The following is a 24,658-nucleotide window of genomic DNA, read 5'->3' as shown; positions in this document are numbered from 1 at the left end:
CTTCGCTGCGGGATCGATCCGGGCGCAGCGGCTCCGGTTTGCTTCGCTGCACCTACACTCGCTGTGTTTGGCTGCGCCAAACGGTCGCTGCGCTCCCACCCCCGGATCAATCCCTCCACTCAGCCTTCCGACGTCGCCCGTAAATCAAGATCAAATGCTTTACTCGAGCTAACGCTCATCGTGTGTAGGAGCTGCCGAAGGCTGCGATCTTTTGATTTTGCTTTCTGTGGAAGCGAGCCTGCTCGCGATAAGGCCCATCCAGGCGCCCGATGACTTGAAGTTGTTTAAATCTGCTGCCAAATAACCCGAACCTTCCCACAATGTTTTCAGGTTGTCCGTCGGACGTGCGATCTCTAGTCTTTTCCCGTCGCTGCGAATCAGCGACCGGGAGTGAGATCCCCGGATAGCTTGCAACTGGCGCCAGCACCACGATAATTGGCGCCAGCTTAATCTGCTGCCTGTTTTATGGCGGCTGTGTGCGGGCAGACTTCGGTCTGGCCGGTTGCCTGCTCCGGTGGATCTCACCTCGCACATAGCTGCCACCCATTCGCCGCGTGAGATCCGGCGATCGATGGCTGCCCATCAGCATCAGCAGGAGAAGCCTTGTGGATAAAATCGTCCCCGACCCACCCCTCGAACCCACCACCCCCCTCGAACAAGCCATCCGCGCCGACGACCTCGCCAAAAACCGCGAAGCGATCAAGCGCGCCCTGGATTTTTACCTGTGCCCGCAGCCGAGCAAACCGCACCCGCCCAGCACCATGTTCCTCATCCAGCCCGAAATCGACACCGAAACCCTGCTGGCTCACGCGTGTGAATCCCTCGCTTCGGCCAATACTCTGGCCAGTGATTTCGCCGATCAACTGGGGCGACCACAGCGCAATACGGCGCTGGCCATCCAACAGATCATCATGCTCGCTGAGCTGGCGGTGAACCGGGCGCTGGATCGGGTGGATTCGCGAACCTGAAACCCGGGTGGCTCGCAGTTCGTTTGCTCTCGGCCATAAAAAAACCACTGGGCTTGCAAACCCGGTGGTTTTTTCACAACGTGCAAGCGAACCAGCGTTATGTCACCTGCGTCAGCTTCAAGTCTTTCACAAGCATGTCGATCAGCGTCCGCATATATTTGAAAGCCTGATCTTGTTTCCCCCAGCGATCTATAAACAACAGACCTTTGTCATTGACCTGGATCGGTGTGACAACGATGCCTTCGGTCCTGGATTTATGCACCAGGCGGGGCAGGCCCGGGTCTTCATTTTCGATGAAGAACATACCATCGTGGGTCAGTCTACTGCGCCTGACCGCCGGCGTCGGAGCAATCTCCTTTTTGCCGGCCACTGCGACGTTCATCGTGAAGTCACTGCGCAATGCCCGTGCGTTGACGGCGTTTTCCGGAATTACTGTCGCCCACGCGCCCTGTCGAATGGTGCTGGCCAGTTCAGGCGCACTGTCGCGTACATGAAGGCTGACCGCGCTCAGTGTCTCGCCCAGTCCCGGTACTCCCAAGCTGTAATTGGTCTGCGTTCGGTCAATGAGCGCAATCCACTTATGCGGCCCGTGGAGCTGTTGGTCGGCTTTGATTGCCTCAGTGGCGAAATAGCTGAACATCTCTTTCCTCGACAGCTCGGGATCCAGCAACCCTTTGACGTTGTAGCTGGCGACGCAATCGATGGCCCTGACCCGCATGTCGTATTTGGCCGCCGCCTCACACACCTCCAGGTAATTGTTGTCACCTACATAACCGCTCGGTCGGCTTGCGCTCAGTTTTTGCAGATGGGTCTTGAGCCGCTCGGGCATGCGCTGGGTCAGATGAAAAATATCCAGTTCGGCCTGATGCAGATCGGTGAACACCTGCGCAACGTACAATGTCTCATAACCCGCATCCTTCAATGCCTTCATGTATTGCCTGAGCAGCGCCTTGGCTGACACTTCGGATGGATTTTCACCAATCAGGAGATTCAAGCGGCCGTCGGCTATTTTTTGCAAAAACGTGTCGAAGGTTTCGTCGGCGGTAATCGTCGGCAGCGCTTCTGTTTTCGCAGGTTTGAATCCTGTGGATGCGTCTCTGGCCGCTTTGCCCAGACGCTGGCGGGTATCGATAAACGCAGTGAACAGTTCGCTGTCTTGTTTCGCGGGACTTAAAGAGGTGTTAAGCCCGTTACTCTCAGACATGAGCCTGACAACATCGTCATGAAGCGACGAGGCCATATCGTAGTCGCTCAAGTGACTGACAGTCACGGCAGTTGCCGCTGGCTTCGAGACCGGTCGAGGAGCCTTGTACGTGGTCGGTATCTGCACGAGGTAATCGCCGTGGACAGTCACTTCTGCGGCGGTTGCGCCGGGCAAATCCACGCTGATGCTCTTGGGTTGCGACAGGTCGACATCTTCGATACGCACGGCGACAGCATCGTGCAGGTCGGCAAGGCCGGGTGTGTTGTCGAAGGTGCGCATGCGCGTCTGCTCGGTCAGGACAATCCAGCGCTCCTCAGGTGCTTTGGCAATATCGGCGGCAAGGGTTTTATGTGAGTAGAAATTCCTGATGACATTGCTGCGTGGCCTGAAAGGCGAGAGTTTGGACATCACCATGGCGTCCTCCAGCCGATAGCAGGTCGAGGCATCCAGAGCGTGGATTTTCAGGCCCCTTGCCAGTGCGGTGTGTACCAGCGTCCGATACGAAAACGCCGCTTCGTAACCCATTGCTTTATCGACAGCCTTCAGATGCGTCTCAATATGGAGCCAGGATTTGCCGGCATTGAGTTTTTCCAGTTTGAGAGGGAAGACGTCACCGGGCAGGTATTCGATGTAGAGCCGCTTGAAGCCGTTTCTTGCCAGTTTGTCCAGGTTATCGATCAGCACTTGCATGCTGGCGATGGAACCGGGTCGGGCGCCAATGACCAGGTTTTTCCCTTTGCACCCATCGCTGGCGAGCAATTGTGCAAATGACATGTCGGCAGCGATGGCAGGGGCCGGCGCAGGAGCGGGCAGTGGGCCCAGTCCGGAAAAATGGCGTGTGGCGGCTGTGGTCAGTTTTTCGACCTGGGCCATGTAGGCCGTGCGTGCCTTGGCATAACCGTCGACGATATCAACGATTACCATCTCTTCGGGTAACCCGTAATCCTTACCACGCCCGAAGAGTTCCTCGTTGATTTTCGGATTCATCGCCATTTCGGCGCGGTGCCGGTATTCGGGCGCCACGCCAAAGTCTGTATAGGGAGCGGAGGGCTCTGGCTTGGGGTCGTATTTCGGCGCGCCGCCGGCCATGCCGCTGCGCACCATCACCCCATCGGCATTGGGCACCGCCAGGATGCCGGTCGAGAGCAGGCCGGGCCCATTCGGATCACCTCGATAGAGCAAATAACGCCCGAGTGCGTCAGGTTTTTTTGCGGCATAGAGCAGTTTGTTTCTGAAAACGACTGCGCGCATACCGTCCCATAGGGGTGGGGGCGCTACCTGGTCGACCAGTGTCGCGACATTCTGATGTTCGTCGCCGGCACTGGCGATGCTCTGACGCAATGGCCGGCGCACCGGCTTGAGCGAACGCAGCACTGGCCGCAGGTCGGTCAGCAGCGCGCCGGCACTGTTGAACAGATAGCCGAGCAGATGCTGGAATGCTTCGCCGTGGTGACCCTGGCGATAAGCGTGCAGGGCGAGCATGGCGTCCTTGAAGGCCAACAGCAGGCCACTGCTCAGGCTCAGCAGCGGGAAGGGGGCGGTAGCGACGGCGGTGATCCATTCGACGCAGGTCCAGATCAGCCCGACGATCATCTCGCCGCGACTGCTCGTGGTGGCATGGACGTTGTCGATCCGGCGTTGCAGCTTCATATCGTATAGCGCCGAGCGTACATCCCTGACAGCGGTGACTGCAGTGATCGCGTCGTAACGTGCCGGGCTCGGCGTAGTTTTATTGAGGTCTTTGGGCAACTGCTTCCTGGCGTTTTCAAGGAACGTGCGCACCCGGGACTGAGCATCGACGCTAACCCGCGACACGAGGTATTCGATCATGCCGGCCTGCTGTTGCAGCAGGTAATTGAACAGTCGCGCTTCGCGGAAACTGACGCCGTCCGGCGCATCGGGGGTGTAGAGCAGGGCCGGGTTGTCGGCATGGCCGAACAGCCATGCATCCATCACCCACTCGCCGTCGATCATCAAGCGATGAATCGGGTATTTCGTGCGTATGGGGCCGGAGGTCTCGCCCATGCTGGTAATGCTTTGTTCCAGCCATTGCCGGTCGATGCTGGCTATATGGCCTTGCAGTTGGCATTCCAGGGCGGCGCTTCTCATTTGGCGCTGGGTGATGGCCAATGTCGCGTTGCGGCGGAAGTCGTAGCCATCGCTGGTCGAACTCTGCAGTTCGGCCTTGACCTTGTCGGTGTAGCGTTGGCCGATCCACACGCCGGTCACCGAGCGGGCGACATTTTGCGCGGTCAGGTTGCTGATATCGATGCCGGTCGGGCCCTTGAAGCGCGCCGAACGGGAAAATTTTTCATCGATAAAACCAATGCCGTCGGCATAGCCGTCGCGGTACAGATGGGTATACGACACCGGTGGCGGAGTTGTCGAACGCACAAGGGAGGTCGGCGAGTACGCCCAGACAGTATCGGGGTCGACATCGTTGTCCGGGCGCTTGAGCAAGCGATTGAGACTGATCTTCGCCTGCGCGTGCACAAAAGCGTCAAAGGCCGGAAAGCGGCTGCCCGACAACGGATGATTGTTGAACCCATGCAGTGCGCCTTCGGCATCGTCGGTGAGGGTCGACAGGGTCCGGCGATTGGCCGCGGTCGTCGTGCGGTACCACAGCGGGGTGCTGTAGTCATAGTCATCGATGCGCGTAGCCAGCATGTGTTCGGCCATCGCCTGCAGGCAACCGGGATGATTGCCGATGTTTTCGAACGTGACCTTACGGTGCTCCAGGGCCTCGGGCTTGAAGCTCAGGCCGGTGAGCACTTTGCGCAAGGTCGGGCGAAAGCGCATCGGTGCACGGCTGATCAGGTATCCGGCCATGCTGTCGGCAACGTCGCTGTGCCTGGCCCAGCCGAGCACATGGGTCTGGCATTCGCGCTCACTGTCGAAAGCCTGGAACTGCTGCTCTCGCGGCGCCTGCGGTGTGCACATCAACACGCGCGTGATCGCGCCTTTGTCATCGCTCTGGCGCAGCAACCACAGATCCTGCAGTTGCGCGCCGTGCAGCGACAGGGTGGCGGCGCGCAGGCGGGAGTCGCTGCCGTCGCGCAAGCGCTGGATCAGTTGCAGATCACTGTTGCGCAGGTGCCCTTGCAGCACGGCCGTATGAGCGAGCGCGAGGATACGATGATCGAGCATCTGCTCAATGGCGGGTTTGATCGTGGGTCTGGCCTGCATCTCTTTCTGCAAGTGACTGAAATCGACACGCGGCTGCAGTTTCAGGGCCTGTTCGACCAGCCATGCCGGCGTCACGTCCGCATAGGCTGGCGGCAAAGGCGCGCCATCGTAGCTGAGGGTGGTGTAGCTCAGAAATTCCGAGCCGGGCAATTCATCGCCGGTATGCGGGCCGCGCAGGGACAGCTCGAGCAGATTGATCTGGTGCACGTAAACGCCGTAGCCCGGCACTCGGCGGTCGGTCGAGAGGGTGAGCTTTTCCGGCTCGAGGTCGTCGATTTCCAGGTCTTCGCTCAGGCGTTCCAGCCATTGCTCGCGGGCCAGTGCCGTCAGGGTGGCTACCGGCCCCATCAGCTCCAGCAGGTGCTGCCGCGATTGCTGGTAATTGCGCAGATGCTGAGCCAGATCGGCCGTTTGCGTGGTGCTGGCGCTGCGGTACCAGTCCGGTGCGCTGTAGTGCAGATGGCGTTCGAACAGGGTTTGTGCGCGTAACTCCTGGCGCGGCGTGAGATCCGGCAGGGCGGCGGCAATGGCGCGTTCCAGAGCCGTGACCAAGCGCGCGGGGTCTTGTTGCGGGTTATCGGCGAAACTCAAGGCGCGCTCTATATCCTGCGTACGTTTTTCGATCAGCGCGTCGTAGATGTGTTCGAACAACGGTTTGCTGTCGATCGGTGCGAGCAGCAGCGGCCAGATTCCTGCTGCGCCTACGCCGTGATAACGCGTCGGCAGCATTTGCATGAACTCGATGCCGGCGCTGGCCTGGTTCAGGGATGTGCGCAAATGGGTGTCCAGATCGGCCAGAGAGTCAAAGAGCTCCAGGCCCCTTGCCGGGGTGAACAGCACGGCGTAGCCGACGCTCTGGTTGGCCAGCAGATCGTTGACACGGGGACTGTCCTTTTCCGTGACGACGAAGGCGCCGGCCAGCTCGACGGTGGTGCCCTGATAGCTGAACTGCAACGCGTACATCGCGGGACGCAGCATCGGGCCGAGGTCGATTTTTTCAAGCAGTTCGCCGGCCTGCGTACGTAGCAGGCGATCTTTGACGGCCTGGCGTGCTTCATGGCCGATGGCGGTAAATCCGGCGTCGTATTTCAGAAAGGTCTTTGCCGGTTTACCGTCGATCTGATCGCGCAGATCCATGTTGATCAGTTGGGTGCTGAGTCTGATTTTCAGCGTCTCGACGAGCTTTTTGCCTTCGTCGCTTTGCAGGTCGCTGGTTTCCAGCGCCTGGTACAGCGCGCGGCTGCGTTGCAGGTAGCTGGCGCGGTAGGTTTTCAATTGTTCATCGAGGCGTTTGAGGTAGGCCTCTTCGGGGCTCGGCTTCTGTTCTGGAACCAGTGGTGTGGGGGCATTGAAGAGGTGATGGCTGATCTGATTGAGATCGCTTTTGATCTCTTCGGTTGTCGGGGCGGTGGGGGTGCTCATGGGCACGTTCTCCAGGCTGAGTATGAGGAATCAGCATGGCGAGGCGTGCGTGGCGCAGGGTGGTACATATTTATGGGATTGGGGGAACTCGCTCCCCCAACCCTCGATCAGGACACTACAGGTTCAAACCTGGGCGCTGGCCTCATGCCGGGTCATCAAAGCCGCCATCGCTGCGCTCAAACCCGCCGCCTTGTCCCCCACCAGCAAGTGCCACAACCCGCCGTCCAACTGGCTGACACCCAGACATCCCAGCGTTTTCAACTGTGCCTCGGACAAGGTCTTGCCATCGGCCAGTTGCAGACGAATGCGGGTCATGGCAATGCAGTCGAGCTGCAATACATTGTCGCTGCCGCCCAACGCATTCAGCCATTGCTGCGCCTCGGCGCTGGTGACTACGGTGGCTTTGTGCTCCTCTGCCGCCACTGCAGTTTCCACCGCAACGGCCTGTCCCTGCGCAGGCAGCGCCAGGCGAATTTCATCGGCAATGCTGTCTGCCATCGGCCCGACAACAACCTGCAGACTGCCGCCCTTGCCCGGGCGCACAACGGCCATTGCCCCCAGGGCTTTCAACTCGGCGTCCGAAGCCTTGTGGCGATCGAGCATCTCCAGGCGCAGGCGGGTCGTGCAGGCGCCGACCGTCAGCAGGTTCTGCGCACCGCCCAAGGCCTTGATGTAGGCACTGGCGCGTTCGTTCTCCGAGAGCACGGCTTTTTCTGCGCTGGCCACATCCTCACGCCCCGGCGTCTTCAGGTTGAAGCGGCGGATACAGAAGTCGAAAACCAGATAGTAGATTGCCGCGTAAGCCAGCCCGACAGGCAGCACCAGCCAGCCATTGGTGGACTTGCCCCAGCCGAGAATCATGTCGATGAAGCCACCGGAAAAGGTGAAGCCCAGATGAATGTTCAAGCCGTTGGTGATTGCCATCGACAGCCCGGTCAGCAGCGCGTGGAGCAGGAACAGCAGCGGCGCGAGGAACATGAAGGCGAACTCGATCGGCTCGGTTACGCCAGTGAGGAACGAGGTCAGCGCCATCGACAGAAATATCCCGCCCATCACTTTGCGCCGCTCCGGCAGGGCGTTGCGGTACATCGCCAGGCACGCGGCGGGCAGGCCGAAGATCATCATCGGGAACATGCCGGTCATGAACTGGCCGCCCTTCGGATCGCCGGCGAAATAGCGCGACAGGTCGCCGGTCACCAGTGCGCCAGTGGCCGGGTCGGTAAAGTTACCGAACACGAACCAGGCCATGTTGTTGAGGATGTGATGCAGTCCGGTGACGATCAGCAGGCGGTTGAACACACCAAACACGAACGCGCCGATGCTGCCGCTTTCCATCATCAGCGCGCCAAACGCGTTGATGCCGTGCTGGATCGGCGGCCAGATGTAGCCGAACAGCACGCCCAGACCGACCGCTGCGAACCCGGTGACGATCGGCACGAAACGCCGGCCACCGAAGAACGCCAGATACTCCGGCAGCTTGATGTCCTTGAACCGGTTGTACAGCGCGCCGGCCATCAGACCGCTGACGATCCCGGCGAGCATGCCCATGTTGATCGCCGGATCGAGCACTTTGAGTGTGGAGGTCATCACCAGATAACCGATCACCCCGGCCAGGCCGGCGGTGCCGTTGTTGTCTTTGGCAAATCCGACGGCGATGCCGATAGCGAAGATCATCGCCAGGTTGGCGAAAATCACCTGCCCGGCATCGTGGATGATCGCGATGTTCAAAAGATCAGTATCGCCCAGGCGCAGCAGCAGGCCGGCAATCGGCAGGATCGCGATCGGCAGCATCAGCGCGCGGCCGAGGCGTTGCAGGCCCTCGATGAAGAGTTGGTACATGGCGTATGTCCTTTTTGTTTTTGTTAGCGCAGAGGCCAGTGTTGATGACAGGCGTCACGCACGGCAGCGGCGCTGCTCAGTTTGAGCAGCTCGTGGGCCATGCGTTGGCATTCGGCTTCGTGCATCTGGCGCACGCGATCCTTGATCTCACCGATCTGCACCGGGCTTACCGACAACTCGCTGACACCCAGGCCGATCAGCACCGGCGTCGCCAGCGGGTCGGAGGCGAGGGCGCCACAGACGCCAACCCAGCGCTTGTGCACGGCTGCGCCTGCGCAGGTCATGGCGATCAGGCGCAGCAGCGCCGGGTGCAGGGCGTCGACCCGCGCGGCGAGACCTGCGTGGTCGCGATCCATGGCCAAGGTGTATTGGGACAGGTCGTTGGTGCCGATGGACAGAAAATCTGCGTGTTCGGCCAGTTGCTCGGCTTGCAGCGCGGCGGCGGGGACTTCGATCATCACGCCGATTTCCGGGCGCTGGGCGATGCTCATCTCGAGACACAAGGCCTCGACGCGCTGGCGAATGTGCAGCAGTTCGTCGACTTCAGTGACCATCGGCAACAGGATCCGGCAACGGTGCAACGGCCTGACTTGCAACAGCGCGCGTAATTGCTGATCGAGGATTTCCGGACGCGCCTGCGCCAGACGAATACCGCGCAAGCCAAGCACCGGGTTGGCTTCGGCAGGCAACGGCAAATAGTCGAGTTGCTTGTCGCCGCCGACGTCGATGGTGCGGATGATCACCGACTTGTCGCCCATCGCGTCGAGGACCGCCTGATAGGCTGTGCGCTGTTCTTCGACGTCGGGTGCGGTCTGGCGATCGACGAAGAGAAATTCGGTGCGCAGCAAACCGACACCGTCGGCGCCGTTGGCGAAAGCCTCTGCCGCTTCGCTGCTTGAGGCGACGTTGGCGGCCACTTCGATGTGCACGCCGTTGCGAGTCTCGGCGCGCAAATGCGCTTTGGCTTGTTGGCTATCGCGACGCTGCTGGCGCTGGGCTTGCGCCTGTTGCACGTCGGCCAGGCGTTGCGCATTCGGCGTCAGTTCGAGACGACCGCCGTCAGCGTCGAGCACCACGGCCTGATCTTGCGGTTGATCGAGCAATTGCGCGCCCAAAGCCACGATGCAAGGCAGGCCTTTGCCGCGCGCCAGAATCGCGACGTGCGAGGTGGCGCCGCCCTCGGCCATGCACAACCCGGCGACACCTTGGGCGCTGAGTTGCAGCAGATCCGACGGCGTCAGTTCATGCGCGGCGACGATGGCGCCAGCGGGCACGTCGTAATGCCAGGCTTCGCCGAGCAGGGCGCGCAGTACGCGTTGCCTGAGATCGCGCAAGTCGTTGGCGCGCTCGGCCAGCAAGGCGCTGCCGGTGCCTTGGAGCACTTCGCACTGGGCATCGATCGAATGGCTCCAGGCGTGGGTCGCCGCAGTGCCTGACTCGATGGATTGCTGCGCGGCGTCGAGCAGGGCCGGGTCTTCGAGCAGTGCCATGTGCGCGGCGAAGATGGCCTCTTCGTCCGGGTTTTTGTGTTTTTTTGCCTGGGCGAGGGTGGCGGCGATTTCGCTGCGCACTTCATTCAATGCCACTTCAAGTAGCTGCTGTTGTTGCTGCGGATCGTGATCACCCGTATCCGCCGGCAAACTGACCGCGTTCAAGTGCAACAACGGCCCGGCGACCAGCCCCGGCGCCGCGCAAACGCCGTGCAACACGCCTGCCTCGGCCGGGCGTTTCAGCGGCGCAGTGGTGGCCGGCGCTTGCGCATGACGATCGTCCGGCAGCGCAGTCGCCAAGGCGCTGAGCAAGGCTTGTAGTGCAGCGGCGGCATCCGGCCCCTGACAACTGACCTGCACTTCATCCTGCTCGCCAATCGCCAGCCCCATCAAACCGATCAGGCTGTTGCACGGCGCCGATTTGCCGGCGAAGTGCAGCTGTGACTGGCTGTTGAAACCCTGTGCGGTTTGCCGGATCAGTGCAGCGGGGCGCGCATGCAGGCCGCCGCGATGAGCGACCCGCACCTGTCCACTGAGCTCGGGCCCGCCAGGTGTTTCAGTGTTCGCCGCTACCGGGTTGCGCGCGATGACGTGCAGCAACGGCTCGCCGACCTTCACTGCTTTGAGGGTGATCGGCCGCACTTGAAAATCCGCACTGTTGGTCAGAATCAGCAGGCTGACCAGGCTTTTGCATTGCTGGCCGACCTTGTCCAGGTCATATCGCAGCAGTGGCTGGCCAAGGCTGACGCGATCACTTTCCTTGACCAGCATGGCGAAACCTTCGCCGTTCAGCTCAACGGTATCGAGGCCCAGGTGCAGGAGGATTTCCGCACCGTTGTCGGCGCGCACGGTCACCGCGTGGCAGCTGCGTGCGACATGGATGACTACCCCGGCGCAGGGCGAATACAGCGTGTCGTTGAGCGGGTCGATGGCAATGCCGTCGCCCATCGCGCCACTGGCGAACACCGCGTCCGGGACGTTGGCGAGGGTCAACACCGGACCGCTGAGCGGGGCGCTGAGGGTCAGCTCTTTATTGTTATCGGGCATGGCTGGATCTCATCAGTTGTATCTCGGTTCGATGTCCCCCTGTAGGAGCTGCCGAAGGCTGCGATCTTTTGATCTTTTTTCATGGATCAAAATCAAAAGATCGCAGCCTTCGGCAGCTCCTACAGGTCGGACTTCGGCGGTCAGTGCGTGCGGGTCACTTTGCTCAAATGGCGCGGCTGATCCGGATCCATGCCGCGTGCTTCGGCCAGACCGGCAGCCATCACGTAGAAACTCTGGATCGCCAGAATCGGGTCGAGGGCCGGGTGTTCGGCGCGGGTCAGGGTCAGGTCGCGCTCGCTGACGTCATCCGGGGCGGCGAGCAATACCCGGGCGCCGCGTTGACGCATTTCTGCCGCCAGGCTCAGCAGACCCGCCTGCTCGGCACCACGTGGGGCGAAAACCAGCAGCGGATAGTGTTCGTCGATCAGTGCCATCGGCCCGTGACGGACTTCCGCGCTGCTGAACGCTTCGGCCTGAATCGCCGAGGTTTCCTTGAATTTCAGCGCCGCTTCCTGGGCGATGGCGAAACCGGCACCACGGCCAATGACCATCAAGCGTTCGCAATCGCGCAACGCGTCGATGGCGATGCTCCAGTCCTGCCTCGCCGCTTCGCGCAGCCCTTCGGGCAGGGCATCGAGGGCCTGCAGCAATTCGCTGTCCTCTTTCCAGTGCGCGATCAGGCGCGCGCTGGCGCTGAGGGTGGCGATAAAACTCTTGGTCGCAGCAACGCTGCTTTCAGTCCCGGCCAGCAGTGGCAGGCTGAATTCGCACGCGGCTTCCAGTGGCGAGTCGGCGGCGTTGACCATCGACACGCTCAGCGCGCCACGCTTGCGCAACAGGCGCAGGCTGTTGACCAGGTCCGGGCTCTGCCCCGACTGCGAAAACGCGAACGCGACCTGGCCGCTGACCTTCAACGGCGCCTGCTGCATGGTCACCACCGACATTGGCAACGAGGCCACTGGCAGACCCAGTTGCTGCATGGTCAGGTAGGCGAAGTAGCTGGCCGCGTGGTCGGAGCTGCCACGGGCAACGGTCATCGCCACTTGCGGTGGCTGACGGCGCAGGCGTCCGGCGATCTCGATCATCGCTGCGTCGAGTTGTTGCAGTTGGGCTTGCACGGCCTCGAACGAGGACAGCGCCTCTTCAAGCATTTTTGAAGTCAATGTCTTCTCCTTCGACCATGACGGCGGTCAGTGTGAGTGAGCGATCGAGCCGCACGCAGTCGGCCCAGGCTCCAGGCGCAAGGCGCCCGCGTTCAGTGATGCCGAGGTAGTCGGCGGGAAATTGCGACAGGCGCTGCGAGGCTTCGCTGATCGGCAGGCCGATCTTCACCAGATTGCGCAGGGCCTGATCCATGGTCAGGGTGCTGCCGGCCAGCGTGCCGTCGGGCAGGCGCACGCCGCCCAGACATTTGGTCACTGTGTGGCTGCCGAGCTTGTATTCACCATCGGGCATGCCGGCGGCGGCGGTGGAGTCGGTCACGCAATACAGGCACGGAATCGAACGCAGGGCCACACGAATGGCGCCGGGGTGCACGTGCAGCAGATCGGGGATCAGCTCGGCGTATTGCGCATGGGCCAGCGCCGCGCCGACGATGCCCGGCTCGCGGTGATGCAGCGGGCTCATGGCGTTGTACAGGTGAGTGAAACTGGTCGCGCCGGCAGCCAGCGCGGCGACACCTTCTTCGTAACTGCCGAGGGTATGGCCGATCTGCATGCGGATGCCACGGCGGCTCAGCTCTCGAATCAACGCGTCGTGACCGGCGATTTCCGGGGCAATCGTAATCACGCGAATCGGCGCCAGCGCCAGATAGTCTTCGACTTCAGCCATCAACGCGGTGTGAGCGAAGTTGGGCTGGGCGCCGAGTTTTCCCGGATTGATGTAGGGGCCTTCAAGGTGGACACCAAGGACTCGTGCCGTGCCTTTCGGACGTTGTTCGCAGAATTCTCCTACTTGTTTAAGGACACTGGAGATCTCGGCACTCGGCGCGGTCATGGTAGTAGCCAACAGCGACGTGGTGCCGAAGCGGACGTGGGTTCTGCTGATGGTTTCGAAGGCTTCGGCGCCTTCCATGATGTCTTTGCCACCACCGCCGTGAACGTGCAGGTCGATGAAACCCGGCAGCAGATACGGCAAGTCATTATCGGCCGGGTCACACGGTACGCCTTCGATCGACACGACTTTGCCGTGTTCGTGAATCAGGCGGCCGCGAACCCAGCCGCTGGGGGTGAGGATGTTGTCTTCGGACATTTTCGTTCTCGCTTGGGGCCGCGCTCAGCGGCGCAGCTCTGCAACAAAGTCGTAGTAATCGTTGCGGCAATAGGTGTCGGTGACTTCGATCGGCGTGTTGTCTTCCAGGTAGCCGACCCGGGTCATCAGCAGCATGGCGGTGCCGGGGGCGATGCCGACCAGGGCGGCGAATTCGTCAGAGGCGTTGATCGCCTGGATGTGCTGGAGGGCGCGGACGATCGGTTTGCCGATGCCGTCGAGGTATTCGTAGAGCGAATCACCCACCGCTTGTGGTTTGGGCATGATCGACGCGGGCAGGGTGCTCATCTCGATGGCCATGACGGTGTCATCGGCTTTGCGCAGGCGCTTCATCCGCGCCACCTTGTCGTTGGGCGACAGGCCGAGGCGAATCAGCTCTTCGTGGGTTGGCAGAGTGATTTCCCGCTCCAGCCACTTCGAGCTGGGAACGAAGCCTTTCAAACGCAGCATTTCGCTGAAACCGGAGAGGCGCGACAGCGGTTGCTCCAGGCGAGGGGTGATGAACGTGCCCGAGCCTTGCAGGCGGCGGATCAGGCCTTGATCGAGCAAGACTTCCAGAGCCTTGCGCGCGGTGACTCGGGAGATGCCGAGCTGCTCGCTGAGGTTGCGTTCCGACGGCATCGCCTGTTCGGCCTTCCACTGCCCGGCATGAATCGCCGCTTCCAGATTGCGCGCCAGTTGCAGGTACAGCGGCGTCGGCTGGGAGTCGTCGGGACGTAGGGTGTGGAGGTCGTTCATGCTGGTCGTTTCCGCCGCGAGTATAGGATTGTTGTGGCTCGCTTGTGGGGCGGAAATTAATACCACTTCAATACCATGTCAACGCGTACAAGTACCCTATAACCCGCGAATATCGGGGCTTCAGGGCGCAGTGGTTTGAAGTGGTATTAGCGGTGGGCGTTGAAAAGCAAAAGATCGCAGCCTTCGGCAGCTCCTATAGTTGAGAGTGGTATCACCTCTGTAGGAGCTGCCGCAGGCTGCGATCTTTTGATTTATTTTTTTGCAGGTGACCAGTGGTCAGAGATTAAGGGCGAATCTCGATCATCGTGCCGTCCGGTACCAGGTTCCACACTTCGCGCATATCGACATTGCGCATGGCGATGCAGCCGTCGGTCCAGTCGAGCGTGTGGAACAACTGCTCCGGGTTGTCTGCGGAATCCGGGGTGCCGTGGATCATGATCATCCCGCCGGGTTCGACGCCTTCGCGACGCGCACGGGCAGCATCACTGATGTTGGGGTAAGAGATGTGCATCGACAGGTTGAATTTCTCGCTGGTCTTGCGCCAGTCGATCCAATAGAAACCTTCCGGCGTACGTTTATCACCCTCGATCAGTTTCGGGCCTTTTTTCGCACCCTTGCCCAATGAAATGCGATAAGTCTTCAGCGGCTTGCCGTCGACGATCAGTTGCAATTGGTGGGCCGATTTGAGTACCAGGATTTTTTCGATCAACGGGGTATTCGACGGTGTCACGGTGGTCACGAATGACGCTTGTGAAACGCTGACGAACGACAGGCAGAACAGGGCAAGCAACCAGCGCATTGAAACGATTCCCCAGGGAGTGACGCAATCAGGTTTGAGCTAGGAGCTGCCGAAGGCTGCGATCTTTTGATCTTCTAGCCAACAATGACCGGCTGCACCAATGGCGGAATCGATTCCGAACGAACCGGATACTTCTCGACGCGCCTATCAGCGAAGAAGCATTCTAAGGTACGCCCGACCGTGCGGAAAGCCAGCTCGTCCCAAGGGATGTCGGCCTCATCGAACAGCTGCACTTCGAGACTTTCCGGCCCGGCGGCGAATTCGAGATCGGCCAGTTCGGCGCGAAAGAACACATGCACCTGACTGATGTGCGGTACATCGATCAGCGTGTAGAGACTCAGGTTACGCACCCGGGCGCAGGCTTCTTCGGCAGTTTCGCGGATGGCGGCCTGTTCGATGGTCTCGCCGTTTTCCATGAAGCCGGCCGGCAGCGTCCAGTAACCGAGACGCGGCTCGATGGCGCGGCGGCAGAGCAACACTTGCGTGCCCCAGGTCGGCACGCAACCGGCGACGATATTGGGGTTCTGGTAGTGAATGGTCTGACAGCTGTCGCAGACAAATCGCAGCCGCGAGTCGCCTTCGGGAATGCGCTGGGTGACCGGGTTACCGCAGTGGCTGCAAAATTTCATGCTCGGGTTCCTGAATGCTGCGCCTATCTTGGCGTGCAGCGGGGCCGGTCGCAAGTTGTCGTTTCGCGACACGACGGGTTTCGGGGGCTTGGGCGCTCGCTTTGATTGGTGCATGATGCGGAGCAAGGCACAGATCGAGAACACTCATGCTGGACGAGCTACTGCATAGGGTAAGCAACCACACACCGCGCACGCTGGAGACCGACGCGCGTTTCCCCGAAGCCGCCGTGCTGGTGCCGATCACCCGCAGTGACGAGCCGGAACTGGTCCTGACCCTGCGCGCCAGCGGGCTTTCCACTCACGGTGGCGAAGTGGCTTTTCCGGGTGGGCGGCGCGACCCGGAAGACCCGGATCTGATCTTCACCGCCCTGCGCGAAGCCGAAGAGGAAATCGGTCTGCCGCCGGGACTGGTCGAAGTCATCGGCCCGTTGAGTCCACTGATCTCCTTGCACGGCATCAAGGTCACGCCGTATGTCGGCGTCATCCCGGACTTCGTCGAATACCAGGCCAACGATGCCGAGATTGCCGCTGTGTTCAGCGTTCCGCTGGAGTTTTTCCGCAAAGACCCACGTGAGCACACCCACCGCATCGACTATCAGGGCCGCAGTTGGTACGTACCGAGTTATCGCTTCGGCGAGTACAAGATCTGGGGGCTCACGGCGATCATGATCGTCGAGTTGATCAACCTGCTCTATGACGCCAAAATCAGCCTGCATCAGCCGCCGAAAAGCTTTATCGATACCTGAAGCCATCGCTCGAATGGCCCATCACCGCAAGTCCTGAGGACATCACGATGAAATACCGCCTGGGCGACGCCCGTGTCGAGACCCACCCACAAAGCTGGGTCGCGCCCAACGCCGTGCTGGTGGGCAAGGTTCGCCTGGAAGAGGGCGCCAACGTCTGGTTCAACGCTGTGTTGCGCGGCGACAACGAACTGATCCTCATCGGCAAGAACAGCAATGTGCAGGACGGCACGGTGATGCACACCGACATGGGCTATCCACTCACTATCGGCACCGGCGTGACCATTGGCCATAACGCCATGCTTCACGGCTGCACCGTCGGTGATTACAGCCTGATCGGTATTAATGCGGTGATTCTTAACGGCGCAAAAATCGGCAAGAACTGCATTATCGGCGCCAATTCGCTGATCGGCGAAGGCAAGCAAATTCCCGACGGTTCGCTGGTGATGGGGTCGCCGGGCAAGGTCGTGCGGGAACTGACGGAGCCGCAAAAGAAAATGCTCGAAGCCAGTGCCGCGCACTATGTACATAACGCGCAGCGTTATGCCCGCGATCTGGTTGAGCAGGAACAATGACTACCGTCGAACGGCCTGTCGCCTCGCCGTGTGTGAATATCTGTGCGCTGGACGAGGCTGATATTTGCACCGGGTGTCAGCGCACGGTCGAGGAGATCACCCGCTGGAGCCGCATGAACAATGACGAGCGCCGGGTAGTGCTGGGGTTATGTCATGAGCGGGCGAAGGCGAGTGGGTTGGTGTGGATGATTGGCAAGACGCCGATCCAATAGATCAAAGGATCGCAGCCTTCGGCAGCTCCTACAGGGGAGCTCATTTCCAAATGTAGGAGCTGCCGAAGGCTGCGATCTTTTGCTTTTCAGGGCACTCAAGTAACCTGTGCGCCAAATCGATAGGCCGCCCCCATGATCTTCCTCATCGCCTACATCAGCAGCGTCGTGCTGATCAACTTCGCCTTTTCCACCGCGCCACATCTGGACATCATCTGGTCGGCATGGGGCGGTCTGGTGTTTGTACTGCGCGACATGGTGCAGACGCGCTTCGGTCATGGCGCGATCGTGGCGATGCTGGCGGCGCTGGTGCTCTCGTACATTACTTCCGACCCTTCCATTGCGCTGGCCAGCGCCACGGCGTTTGCGGTCTCCGAGTGCATCGACTGGCTGGTGTTCAGCATCACCAAGCGGCCGTTGCGCGACCGCTTGTGGATCAGCTCGGCGCTGAGCATTCCGCTGGATACCTTCATCTTCTTCGGCATGATCGACGCCCTGACAGCGCCGGTGATCATCACCGCGCTGGCCTCGAAGTTCGCTGGTGCCACCGCCGTCTGGCTGATCATGGCCTGGCGTGATCGCAAGCAGGCTGTCGCCAGCTGAAGCCAAAGTCTCGGGTTCATGTAAAATGCCGCGCTTTCTCCCCATGGAAAGCGCACTTGCGTGGCTTTCCTCGATGATCCGCTTCCTTTGAGGACCTGAGATGACCCGTATCGGAACTCCATTGTCGCCAACCGCGACCCGCGTATTGCTGTGTGGCTGTGGTGAGTTGGGCAAGGAAGTGGTGATCGAACTGCAACGCCTGGGCGTTGAAGTGATTGCCGTCGATCGCTACGCCAACGCGCCGGCCGTGCAGGTTGCCCATCGCAGCCACGTGATCAATATGCTCGACGGCGCCGCCCTGCGTGCGGTGATCGAGGCCGAGAAGCCGCACTTCATCGTGCCGGAAATCGAAGCCATCGCCACTTCCACTCTGGTCGAGCTGGAAGCCGAAGGCTTCACCGTGATCCCGACCGCGCGTGCGGCGCAACTGACCATGAACCGTGAAGGCATCCGTCGTCTGGCCGCCGAAGAGCTCGACCTGCCGACCTCGCCGTACCACTTTGCCGACACCTTCGAGGACTACAGCAAAGCCGTTCAGGACTTGGGTTTCCCTTGCGTGGTCAAGCCGGTAATGAGTTCGTCGGGCAAGGGCCAGAGCCTGCTGCGCAGTGCCGATGACGTGCAGAAGGCCTGGGATTACGCACAAGAGGGCGGGCGCGCTGGCAAAGGTCGGGTGATCATCGAAGGCTTCATCGACTTCGATTACGAAATCACCCTGCTGACCGTGCGCCACATCGGCGGCACCACGTTCTGCGCACCGGTCGGTCACCGTCAGGAAAAGGGCGACTATCAGGAATCCTGGCAGCCACAGGCCATGAGCCCGGTTGCCCTAGCTGAGTCCGAGCGCGTTGCCAAAGCAGTGACTGAAGCGTTGGGCGGCCGTGGTCTGTTCGGCGTCGAGCTGTTCATCAAAGGCGATCAGGTGTGGTTCAGTGAAGTTTCGCCGCGCCCGCACGATACCGGTCTGGTCACGCTGATTTCTCAGGATCTGTCGCAGTTTGCCCTGCACGCCCGCGCCATTCTCGGGTTGCCGGTGCCACTGATCCGTCAGTTCGGCCCGTCGGCATCGGCGGTGATTCTGGTGGAAGGGCAGTCGACCCAGACCGCCTTCGCCAATCTTGGCGCTGCGCTGAGCGAGCCGGACACCGCGCTGCGTCTGTTTGGCAAGCCTGAAGTGAACGGCCAGCGCCGCATGGGCGTGGCGCTGGCGCGGGATGAGTCGATCGAGGCCGCGCGTGCCAAGGCGACTCGCGCGTCTCAGGCGGTTGTTGTAGAGCTGTAACCGAGTCGCGGCATTCGCGAGCAAGCTCGCTCCCACAGGATTTTGTGTAAACCGCAGACCTAATGTGGGAGCGAGCCTGCTCGCGAAGCTTTTGATATTCTGTCAGGCAACCTGATTCAGATCGTTATTGCGCGTTTCCTTCAGGCACAGCACCGCAATCAGACTCAACACCGCTGCCGCCGACACATACCCGCCGACGTAGCTCAACCCGCCCATCGCTACCAGTTTCTGCGCAAAGAATGGCGCCGCCGAGGCTCCGACAATTCCGCCGAGGTTGTACGCTGCCGACGCGCCGGTATAACGCACGTGGGTCGGAAACAGCTCTGGCAACAGCGCCCCCATCGGTGCGAACGTCACGCCCATCAAAAACAACTCGATGCACAGAAACAGCGCCACGCCCCAGGTCGAACCCTGCGTCAGCAAGGGCTCCATCAGAAACCCGGACAGAATCGCCAACACGCCACCGATGATCAGCACCGGTTTGCGTCCGTAACGATCACTGGCCCAGGCCGAAAGTGGCGTGGCTGCGGCCATGAACAACACGGCAAAGCACAGCAGGCCCAGGAACGTCTCGCGGCTGTAGCCCAGGGTGGATACGCCGTAGCTCAGGGAAAACACCGTCGAGATATAGAACAGCGCGTAGCAGACCACCATCGCCGCGGCACCAAGCAGGGTCGGCGCCCAGTATTGGCTGAACAACTCGACCAGCGGCACTTTTACCCGTTCCTGACGGGCGATCGCGTTTGCGAATACCGGCGTTTCGTGGAGTTTCAGGCGCACGTACAGGCCGACCATCACCAGTGCCGCGCTGAGCAGAAACGGAATTCGCCAGCCCCAGCTGCGGAACTGCTGGTCATCCAGCGTCATGGCCAGGGTCAGGAACAGGCCGTTGGCAGCGAGAAAACCAATCGATGGCCCGAGTTGCGGGAACATGCCGAACCAGGCGCGTTTGCCTTTCGGCGCGTTTTCCGTGGCCAGCAGCGCCGCGCCGCCCCATTCCCCGCCAAGGCCCAGGCCTTGGCCGAAGCGCAGCAAGCACAGCAGGATCGGCGCCCACGCCCCGATGCTGTCGTAGCCCGGCAGTACGCCGATCAAGGTGGTACACACGCCCATCAACAGCAGCGAAGCAACCAGCGTCGATTTGCGGCCGATACGGTCGCCGAAGTGGCCGAACAACGCCGAGCCCAGCGGGCGGGCGAGGAAGGCAATGCCAAAGGTGAGAAACGCCGAAAGCATCTGCGCCGTGCCGGAGGTCTGCGGAAAAAACACCGGCCCGATCACCAGCGCCGCAGCGGTCGCGTAGACATAGAAATCGTAGAACTCGATGGCGGTGCCGATAAAGCTGGCCGTGGCCACGCGGGTGGCAGAGTTGGTCGGCTGGGCTGGCGCGGTTTCGCTGTAAGCGGTATGGGTCGTCATGCGGTGATCCCTGACAGTCATGAGCTCCAGTGGAGCGAATTATTATGGTTGAACACCCAGGGATGTGGGGTAGGGCGCGAGCGCTGTTTCGAGTAGGAACAGTCGTCGGTTTGCAGCGGAAACAGTCGGGATCCGGGTAGTGCCGGGTAAGCACTGGGAGCGACGGCGCTTGGGTAAGCGCCTCGATTATAGGAAGGGGGCTAACGATCAAACAAGCGCAAAAGATCGCAGGGTAGGAGCTGCCGAAGGCTGCGATCTTTTGATCTTCTATCGGGCAGGCACTAAAGCAGGCACCGATGAGGTCAGCCAGATCAACACCTTGCTTACCCGGTTTTCCTCGGTCTCGAGAATTTCCAGTCGATAACGCCCGATCTTCAAGCAAACCGCGCTTTCCGGAATGGTCTCCAGTGCCTCGGTCACCAGCCCGTTCAGGGTCTTCGGGCCGTCGCTCGGCAGATGCCAGCCCAGGCACTTGTTCAAATCACGGATCGAAGCGGCGCCATCGATCAGCATGCGTCCGTCGGGCTGTGGATGGATGTGTGGATTGTCGAGACTGTGTTCGCTTTCGAATTCGCCGACGATTTCTTCGAGAATGTCTTCAAGGGTGACGATGCCCAGCACTTCGCCGTACTCGTCGACCACCATGCCCAAGCGCCGCTGTTGCTTGTGAAAGTTCAGCAATTGCAGTTGCAGTGGTGTGCTTTCCGGGACGAAGTAGGGTTCGTAACTGGCTGCCAGCAGCGCTTCGCGGGTCAGTCCGCCGTTGCTCAGCAAGTGGCCGATCTGGCGGGTGTTGAGCACCGCTTCAACCTGATTGATGTCGCTGTGAAACACCGGCAGGCGCGTGCGCTTGTTCTGGCGCAGTTGTTCGATGATGTCCTCGATCGAATCGTCGAGGTTGATGCCATCCACGTCACTGCGCGGCACCAGAATGTCGTTGACCGTGATGTTGTCCAGCGCATGGATGCCCGAAACCGGGTGGGCGCGAACCGGATGTTCTGGATCGTCGTGATGCTCTGCCGGCAGGTCGTCTTCGCTCTGCTGAACCACCTGAGCCTTGCGGGTGAACGGGGTCATGAGCAAACCGCTGACCCGGCTCAACAACCAGGCGAACGGGTAAACGATTTTCATCGGCACCGCCAGCAGGGAGTTGCCGAACGCCAGTACGGCATCGGGATAACGCCGCGCCAGGGTGCGCGGGAAATAATCGGCAAACACCAGCACGACGGCTCCGGCGCCCAGGCAAGCCGCCCACGGGCCGTTATCCTCACAGAGGAAAATCGCCAGCAACGTTGCGATGATCACCGAGAGGGCGCGGCACAGGGTATTGCAGAGGATCAGGCTGTCGAGCGGGAAGCTCAGCTTCGCCAACGGTTTATCGCTGGCCCGCGTGGCAACACGTAGCGCGAGCAGATGCTGCTGCGCGACTTCGACGGCGGTGAACAGCCCCGACCATAAAATCAGCAGGACAAACACCGCGAGCATCGGCCCTATGGGCAAACCGTCCATTTATGCCGCCCGTCAGATGTGCAGGATATATTCACGAACCAGTTTGCTGCCGAAATACGCCAACATCAGCAGGCAAAAACCGGCGAGGGTCCAGCGAATCGCCTTGTGGCCACGCCAGCCCAGACGATTACGGCCCCACAACAGCACGCTGAACACGATCCACGCCAGACAGGCCAGCAGGGTCTTGTGCACCAGGTGCTGAGCAAACAGGTTCTCGACGAACAGCCAACCGGAAATCAGCGACAGCGACAACAGCGTCCAGCCGGCCCAGAGAAAACCGAACAACAGGCTTTCCATGGTTTGCAGCGGCGGAAAATTCTTGATCAGCCCGGACGGATGCTTGTGCTTTAACTGGTGGTCTTGCACCAGCAACAACAAAGCCTGGAACACCGCGATGGTGAACATGCCGTAGGCAAGGATCGACAATAGAATGTGGGCGAGGATGCCCGGCTCTTCATCGATGATCTGCACCGTGCCGGTCGGCGCGAACTGCGCCAGCAATACCGTGATCGCACCGAGCGGGAACAGCAGCACCAGCAGGTTTTCCACCGGGATCCGCGAACAGGCGAGCAGGGTCAGGGCAATCACCGCAGCGGCAATCAGACTCGAGGCGCTGAAAAAGTCCAGGCCCAGGCCGATCGGGGTCAGCAGATGAGTGAGCAGGCTGGCGCCGTGAGCGAGCACGGCGAAGACGCCGAGGCTGACCAGCAGGCGCTTGTTCGCCCTGGCACCGGTGGCCAGGCGGGTACTTTGATAGACGGTCGCAGCGGCATAGAGCAGGGCGGCGGCGAGGGTGGTCAGCAAACTGGGTGACAAGGGGAGCATAAATCCTGTTAGGCGAGCCCGAAAGGCGCTGAGTTTGGCATAGAACCGCCACCGCACGAAAGACTCCGCAAGCTGACGGCGAGGTGTCCGCCGGCCGCAGTCTTCGCTATAATCCGCGACCTGCCCACGCCGCAGGCTCGCCGAGCACATGTTGATTCCGGTCTGGGCCGCCATTATCCCGGTCTGTACAGGGCCTGAAAGGATCGCGCAATGTTTGAAAACTTAACCGACCGTCTCTCGCAGACGCTGCGCCATGTCACCGGCAAGGCGAAGCTGACCGAGGACAATATCAAAGACACCCTGCGTGAAGTGCGCATGGCGTTGCTCGAAGCTGACGTCGCGTTGCCGGTGGTCAAGGACTTCGTCAATTCGGTCAAGGAGCGCGCTGTCGGCACCGAGGTGTCGCGCAGCCTGACGCCGGGCCAGGCGTTCGTGAAGATCGTCCAGGCCGAGCTCGAAAGCCTGATGGGTGCGGCCAACGAAGATCTGAACCTGAGCGCTGTTCCGCCAGCCGTGATTCTGATGGCCGGTCTGCAGGGCGCGGGTAAAACCACCACTGCCGGCAAACTGGCGCGCTTCCTTAAAGAGCGCAAGAAGAAGTCGGTCATGGTCGTCTCGGCGGACATCTACCGCCCGGCCGCGATCAAGCAGCTGGAAACCCTGGCCAACGACATCGGCGTGACGTTCTTCCCGTCCGACCTGAGCCAGAAGCCGGTCGACATCGCCAGCGCGGCTATTAAAGAAGCAAAGCTGAAATTCATCGACGTGGTTATCGTCGATACCGCCGGTCGTTTGCACATCGACGAAGAGATGATGGGCGAGATCAAGGCGCTGCACGCCGCGATCAACCCGGTCGAAACCCTGTTCGTGGTTGACGCCATGACCGGCCAGGACGCTGCCAACACGGCCAAGGCCTTCGGTGACGCGCTGCCGCTGACCGGTGTGATCCTGACCAAGGTCGACGGCGACGCCCGTGGCGGTGCCGCACTGTCGGTGCGCGCCATTACCGGCAAGCCGATCAAGTTCATCGGTATGGGCGAGAAGAGCGAGGCGCTGGAGCCGTTCCACCCGGACCGTATCGCATCGCGCATCCTGGGCATGGGCGACGTGCTCAGTCTGATCGAGCAGGCCGAACAGACCCTCGACAAGGACAAGGCCGACAAACTGGCCAAGAAGCTGAAGAAGGGCAAGGGCTTCGATCTCGAGGACTTCCGCGACCAGCTGCAACAAATGAAGAACATGGGCGGCCTTGGCGGCCTCATGGACAAACTGCCGAACATCGGTGGCGTGAACCTGGCGCAAATGGGCAACGCCCAAGGCGCGGCTGAAAAGCAGTTCAAGCAGATGGAAGCCATCATCAACTCCATGACCCCGGCCGAGCGCCGCGACCCTGACCTGATCAGTGGTTCGCGCAAGCGCCGTATCGCCATGGGTTCCGGCACCCAGGTGCAGGACATCGGTCGCTTGATCAAGCAACACAAGCAGATGCAGAAAATGATGAAGAAATTCTCCGCCAAGGGCGGAATGGCCAAGATGATGCGCGGCATGGGCGGTATGTTGCCCGGCGGTGGCATGCCAAAAATGTAAAGAATCTGCGCCGGCTGTCATGCCGGCGTTGCCCCGCACGGAGGCGGGGATCTCCAGCAAACCCGTGCTGCACGGGAGCTGACCTGCCGTTTTTCATGACGGCTCTATGGCAAATCTTGATCGCACGGCGCCAGGCGCCGGAAAAAGACATTTGCAAAAGTCCGGATATTCCTTAGAATATGCGGCCTTTCGGGCACCTATGCCCGCTGTGCATTTAGATTTGCAGCACCGACTACAGGAACGATGTTCACATGCTAACAATCCGTCTTGCCCTTGGCGGCTCCAAAAAGCGCCCGTTTTACCACCTGACCGTAAC

The 24,658-nt window shown here is 60.8% G+C and carries 18 protein-coding genes and 1 pseudogene; 8 read left to right on the top strand and 11 right to left on the bottom strand.

Features of this window, described 5'->3' with window-relative positions:
* The first annotated feature begins 605 nt into the window (after nucleotides 1–605).
* Nucleotides 606–968, top strand: a complete 363-nt coding sequence (locus VNV36_RS13645) for a DUF6124 family protein (protein ID WP_325718236.1) — start codon at nucleotides 606–608, stop codon at nucleotides 966–968.
* 97 nt (nucleotides 969–1,065) lie between these two features.
* Here the strand turns inward: VNV36_RS13645 and VNV36_RS13640 are convergent, their stop codons facing one another.
* The 8 genes from VNV36_RS13640 to VNV36_RS13605 form a co-directional block, all read right to left on the bottom strand.
* The gene (locus tag VNV36_RS13640; protein ID WP_325718235.1) at nucleotides 1,066–6,780 is read right to left on the bottom strand and encodes a membrane-targeted effector domain-containing toxin; all 5,715 of its coding nucleotides are present in this window, start codon (nucleotides 6,778–6,780) and stop codon (nucleotides 1,066–1,068) included.
* Between the two features lie 123 nt (nucleotides 6,781–6,903).
* The gene (gene nagE, locus VNV36_RS13635) at nucleotides 6,904–8,619 is read right to left on the bottom strand and encodes an N-acetylglucosamine-specific PTS transporter subunit IIBC (protein ID WP_325718234.1); all 1,716 of its coding nucleotides are present in this window, start codon (nucleotides 8,617–8,619) and stop codon (nucleotides 6,904–6,906) included.
* 23 nt (nucleotides 8,620–8,642) lie between these two features.
* Nucleotides 8,643–11,156: a phosphoenolpyruvate--protein phosphotransferase gene (ptsP, locus tag VNV36_RS13630; RefSeq protein WP_325718233.1), complete on the bottom strand. Its 2,514-nt coding sequence runs from the start codon at nucleotides 11,154–11,156 to the stop codon at nucleotides 8,643–8,645.
* Nucleotides 11,157–11,296: 140 nt separating this feature from the next.
* Nucleotides 11,297–12,319 (bottom strand): SIS domain-containing protein, encoded by a 1,023-nt coding sequence (locus tag VNV36_RS13625; protein ID WP_325718232.1) that lies wholly within the window; start codon nucleotides 12,317–12,319, stop codon nucleotides 11,297–11,299.
* A complete protein-coding gene (gene nagA, locus VNV36_RS13620) occupies nucleotides 12,300–13,406 on the bottom strand; it encodes an N-acetylglucosamine-6-phosphate deacetylase (protein WP_325718231.1) in 1,107 nt (368 codons plus the stop codon). The genes VNV36_RS13625 and nagA overlap by 20 nt, the downstream gene beginning before the upstream one ends.
* A gap of 24 nt (nucleotides 13,407–13,430) precedes the next feature.
* A complete protein-coding gene (locus VNV36_RS13615; protein ID WP_325718230.1) occupies nucleotides 13,431–14,162 on the bottom strand; it encodes a GntR family transcriptional regulator in 732 nt (243 codons plus the stop codon).
* A 283-nt stretch (nucleotides 14,163–14,445) separates the two neighbouring features.
* On the bottom strand, nucleotides 14,446–14,961 hold the full coding sequence (locus tag VNV36_RS13610) for a L,D-transpeptidase family protein (RefSeq protein WP_325718229.1): 516 nt from the start codon (nucleotides 14,959–14,961) through the stop codon (nucleotides 14,446–14,448).
* Nucleotides 14,962–15,035: 74 nt separating this feature from the next.
* Entirely contained in the window at nucleotides 15,036–15,590 is a 555-nt protein-coding gene (locus VNV36_RS13605) for an NUDIX hydrolase (protein ID WP_325718228.1), read from the bottom strand.
* 146 nt (nucleotides 15,591–15,736) lie between these two features.
* Here VNV36_RS13605 and VNV36_RS13600 point away from each other — a divergent pair, with 146 nt between their 5' ends.
* The 5 genes from VNV36_RS13600 (at nucleotide 15,737) to purT (ending at nucleotide 19,002) form a co-directional block, all read left to right on the top strand.
* Entirely contained in the window at nucleotides 15,737–16,336 is a 600-nt protein-coding gene (locus tag VNV36_RS13600) for a CoA pyrophosphatase (protein WP_325718227.1), read from the top strand.
* A 47-nt stretch (nucleotides 16,337–16,383) separates the two neighbouring features.
* Nucleotides 16,384–16,908 carry a gamma carbonic anhydrase family protein gene (locus VNV36_RS13595; RefSeq protein WP_325718226.1) on the top strand — a complete coding sequence of 175 codons (525 nt, stop codon included), beginning with the start codon at nucleotides 16,384–16,386 and terminating at the stop codon, nucleotides 16,906–16,908.
* The gene (locus VNV36_RS13590; RefSeq protein ID WP_325718225.1) at nucleotides 16,905–17,120 is read left to right on the top strand and encodes a DUF1289 domain-containing protein; all 216 of its coding nucleotides are present in this window, start codon (nucleotides 16,905–16,907) and stop codon (nucleotides 17,118–17,120) included. Before VNV36_RS13595 ends, VNV36_RS13590 begins: the two co-directional genes overlap by 4 nt.
* A gap of 132 nt (nucleotides 17,121–17,252) precedes the next feature.
* Nucleotides 17,253–17,720 carry a preQ0 transporter gene (locus VNV36_RS13585; protein ID WP_325718224.1) on the top strand — a complete coding sequence of 156 codons (468 nt, stop codon included), beginning with the start codon at nucleotides 17,253–17,255 and terminating at the stop codon, nucleotides 17,718–17,720.
* A 100-nt stretch (nucleotides 17,721–17,820) separates the two neighbouring features.
* A complete protein-coding gene (gene purT, locus VNV36_RS13580; protein ID WP_325718223.1) occupies nucleotides 17,821–19,002 on the top strand; it encodes a formate-dependent phosphoribosylglycinamide formyltransferase in 1,182 nt (393 codons plus the stop codon).
* Nucleotides 19,003–19,104: 102 nt separating this feature from the next.
* Here purT and VNV36_RS13575 read toward each other — a convergent pair whose 3' ends face one another.
* The 3 genes from VNV36_RS13575 to VNV36_RS13565 form a co-directional block, all read right to left on the bottom strand.
* Nucleotides 19,105–20,421, bottom strand: a complete 1,317-nt coding sequence (locus tag VNV36_RS13575; protein ID WP_325718222.1) for an MFS transporter — start codon at nucleotides 20,419–20,421, stop codon at nucleotides 19,105–19,107.
* 267 nt (nucleotides 20,422–20,688) lie between these two features.
* Nucleotides 20,689–21,930: a CNNM domain-containing protein gene (locus VNV36_RS13570; RefSeq protein WP_325718221.1), complete on the bottom strand. Its 1,242-nt coding sequence runs from the start codon at nucleotides 21,928–21,930 to the stop codon at nucleotides 20,689–20,691.
* Nucleotides 21,931–21,942: 12 nt separating this feature from the next.
* A complete protein-coding gene (locus tag VNV36_RS13565; RefSeq protein WP_325718220.1) occupies nucleotides 21,943–22,755 on the bottom strand; it encodes a cytochrome C assembly family protein in 813 nt (270 codons plus the stop codon).
* 210 nt (nucleotides 22,756–22,965) lie between these two features.
* Here VNV36_RS13565 and ffh point away from each other — a divergent pair, with 210 nt between their 5' ends.
* Together ffh and rpsP are read left to right on the top strand one after the other, a co-directional pair.
* On the top strand, nucleotides 22,966–24,342 hold the full coding sequence (ffh, locus tag VNV36_RS13560) for a signal recognition particle protein (protein ID WP_325718219.1): 1,377 nt from the start codon (nucleotides 22,966–22,968) through the stop codon (nucleotides 24,340–24,342).
* A gap of 251 nt (nucleotides 24,343–24,593) precedes the next feature.
* A pseudogene (gene rpsP, locus VNV36_RS13555) lies at nucleotides 24,594–24,658 on the top strand (30S ribosomal protein S16); the annotation flags it as partial.

It is taken from the genome of Pseudomonas sp., assembly GCF_035554175.1.
In the GTDB taxonomy this organism is placed as follows: Bacteria; Pseudomonadota; Gammaproteobacteria; order Pseudomonadales; family Pseudomonadaceae; genus Aquipseudomonas.
The sequence above is the reverse complement of the archived record's forward strand: the minus strand, read 5'-3'. Positions and strand labels throughout refer to the sequence as shown.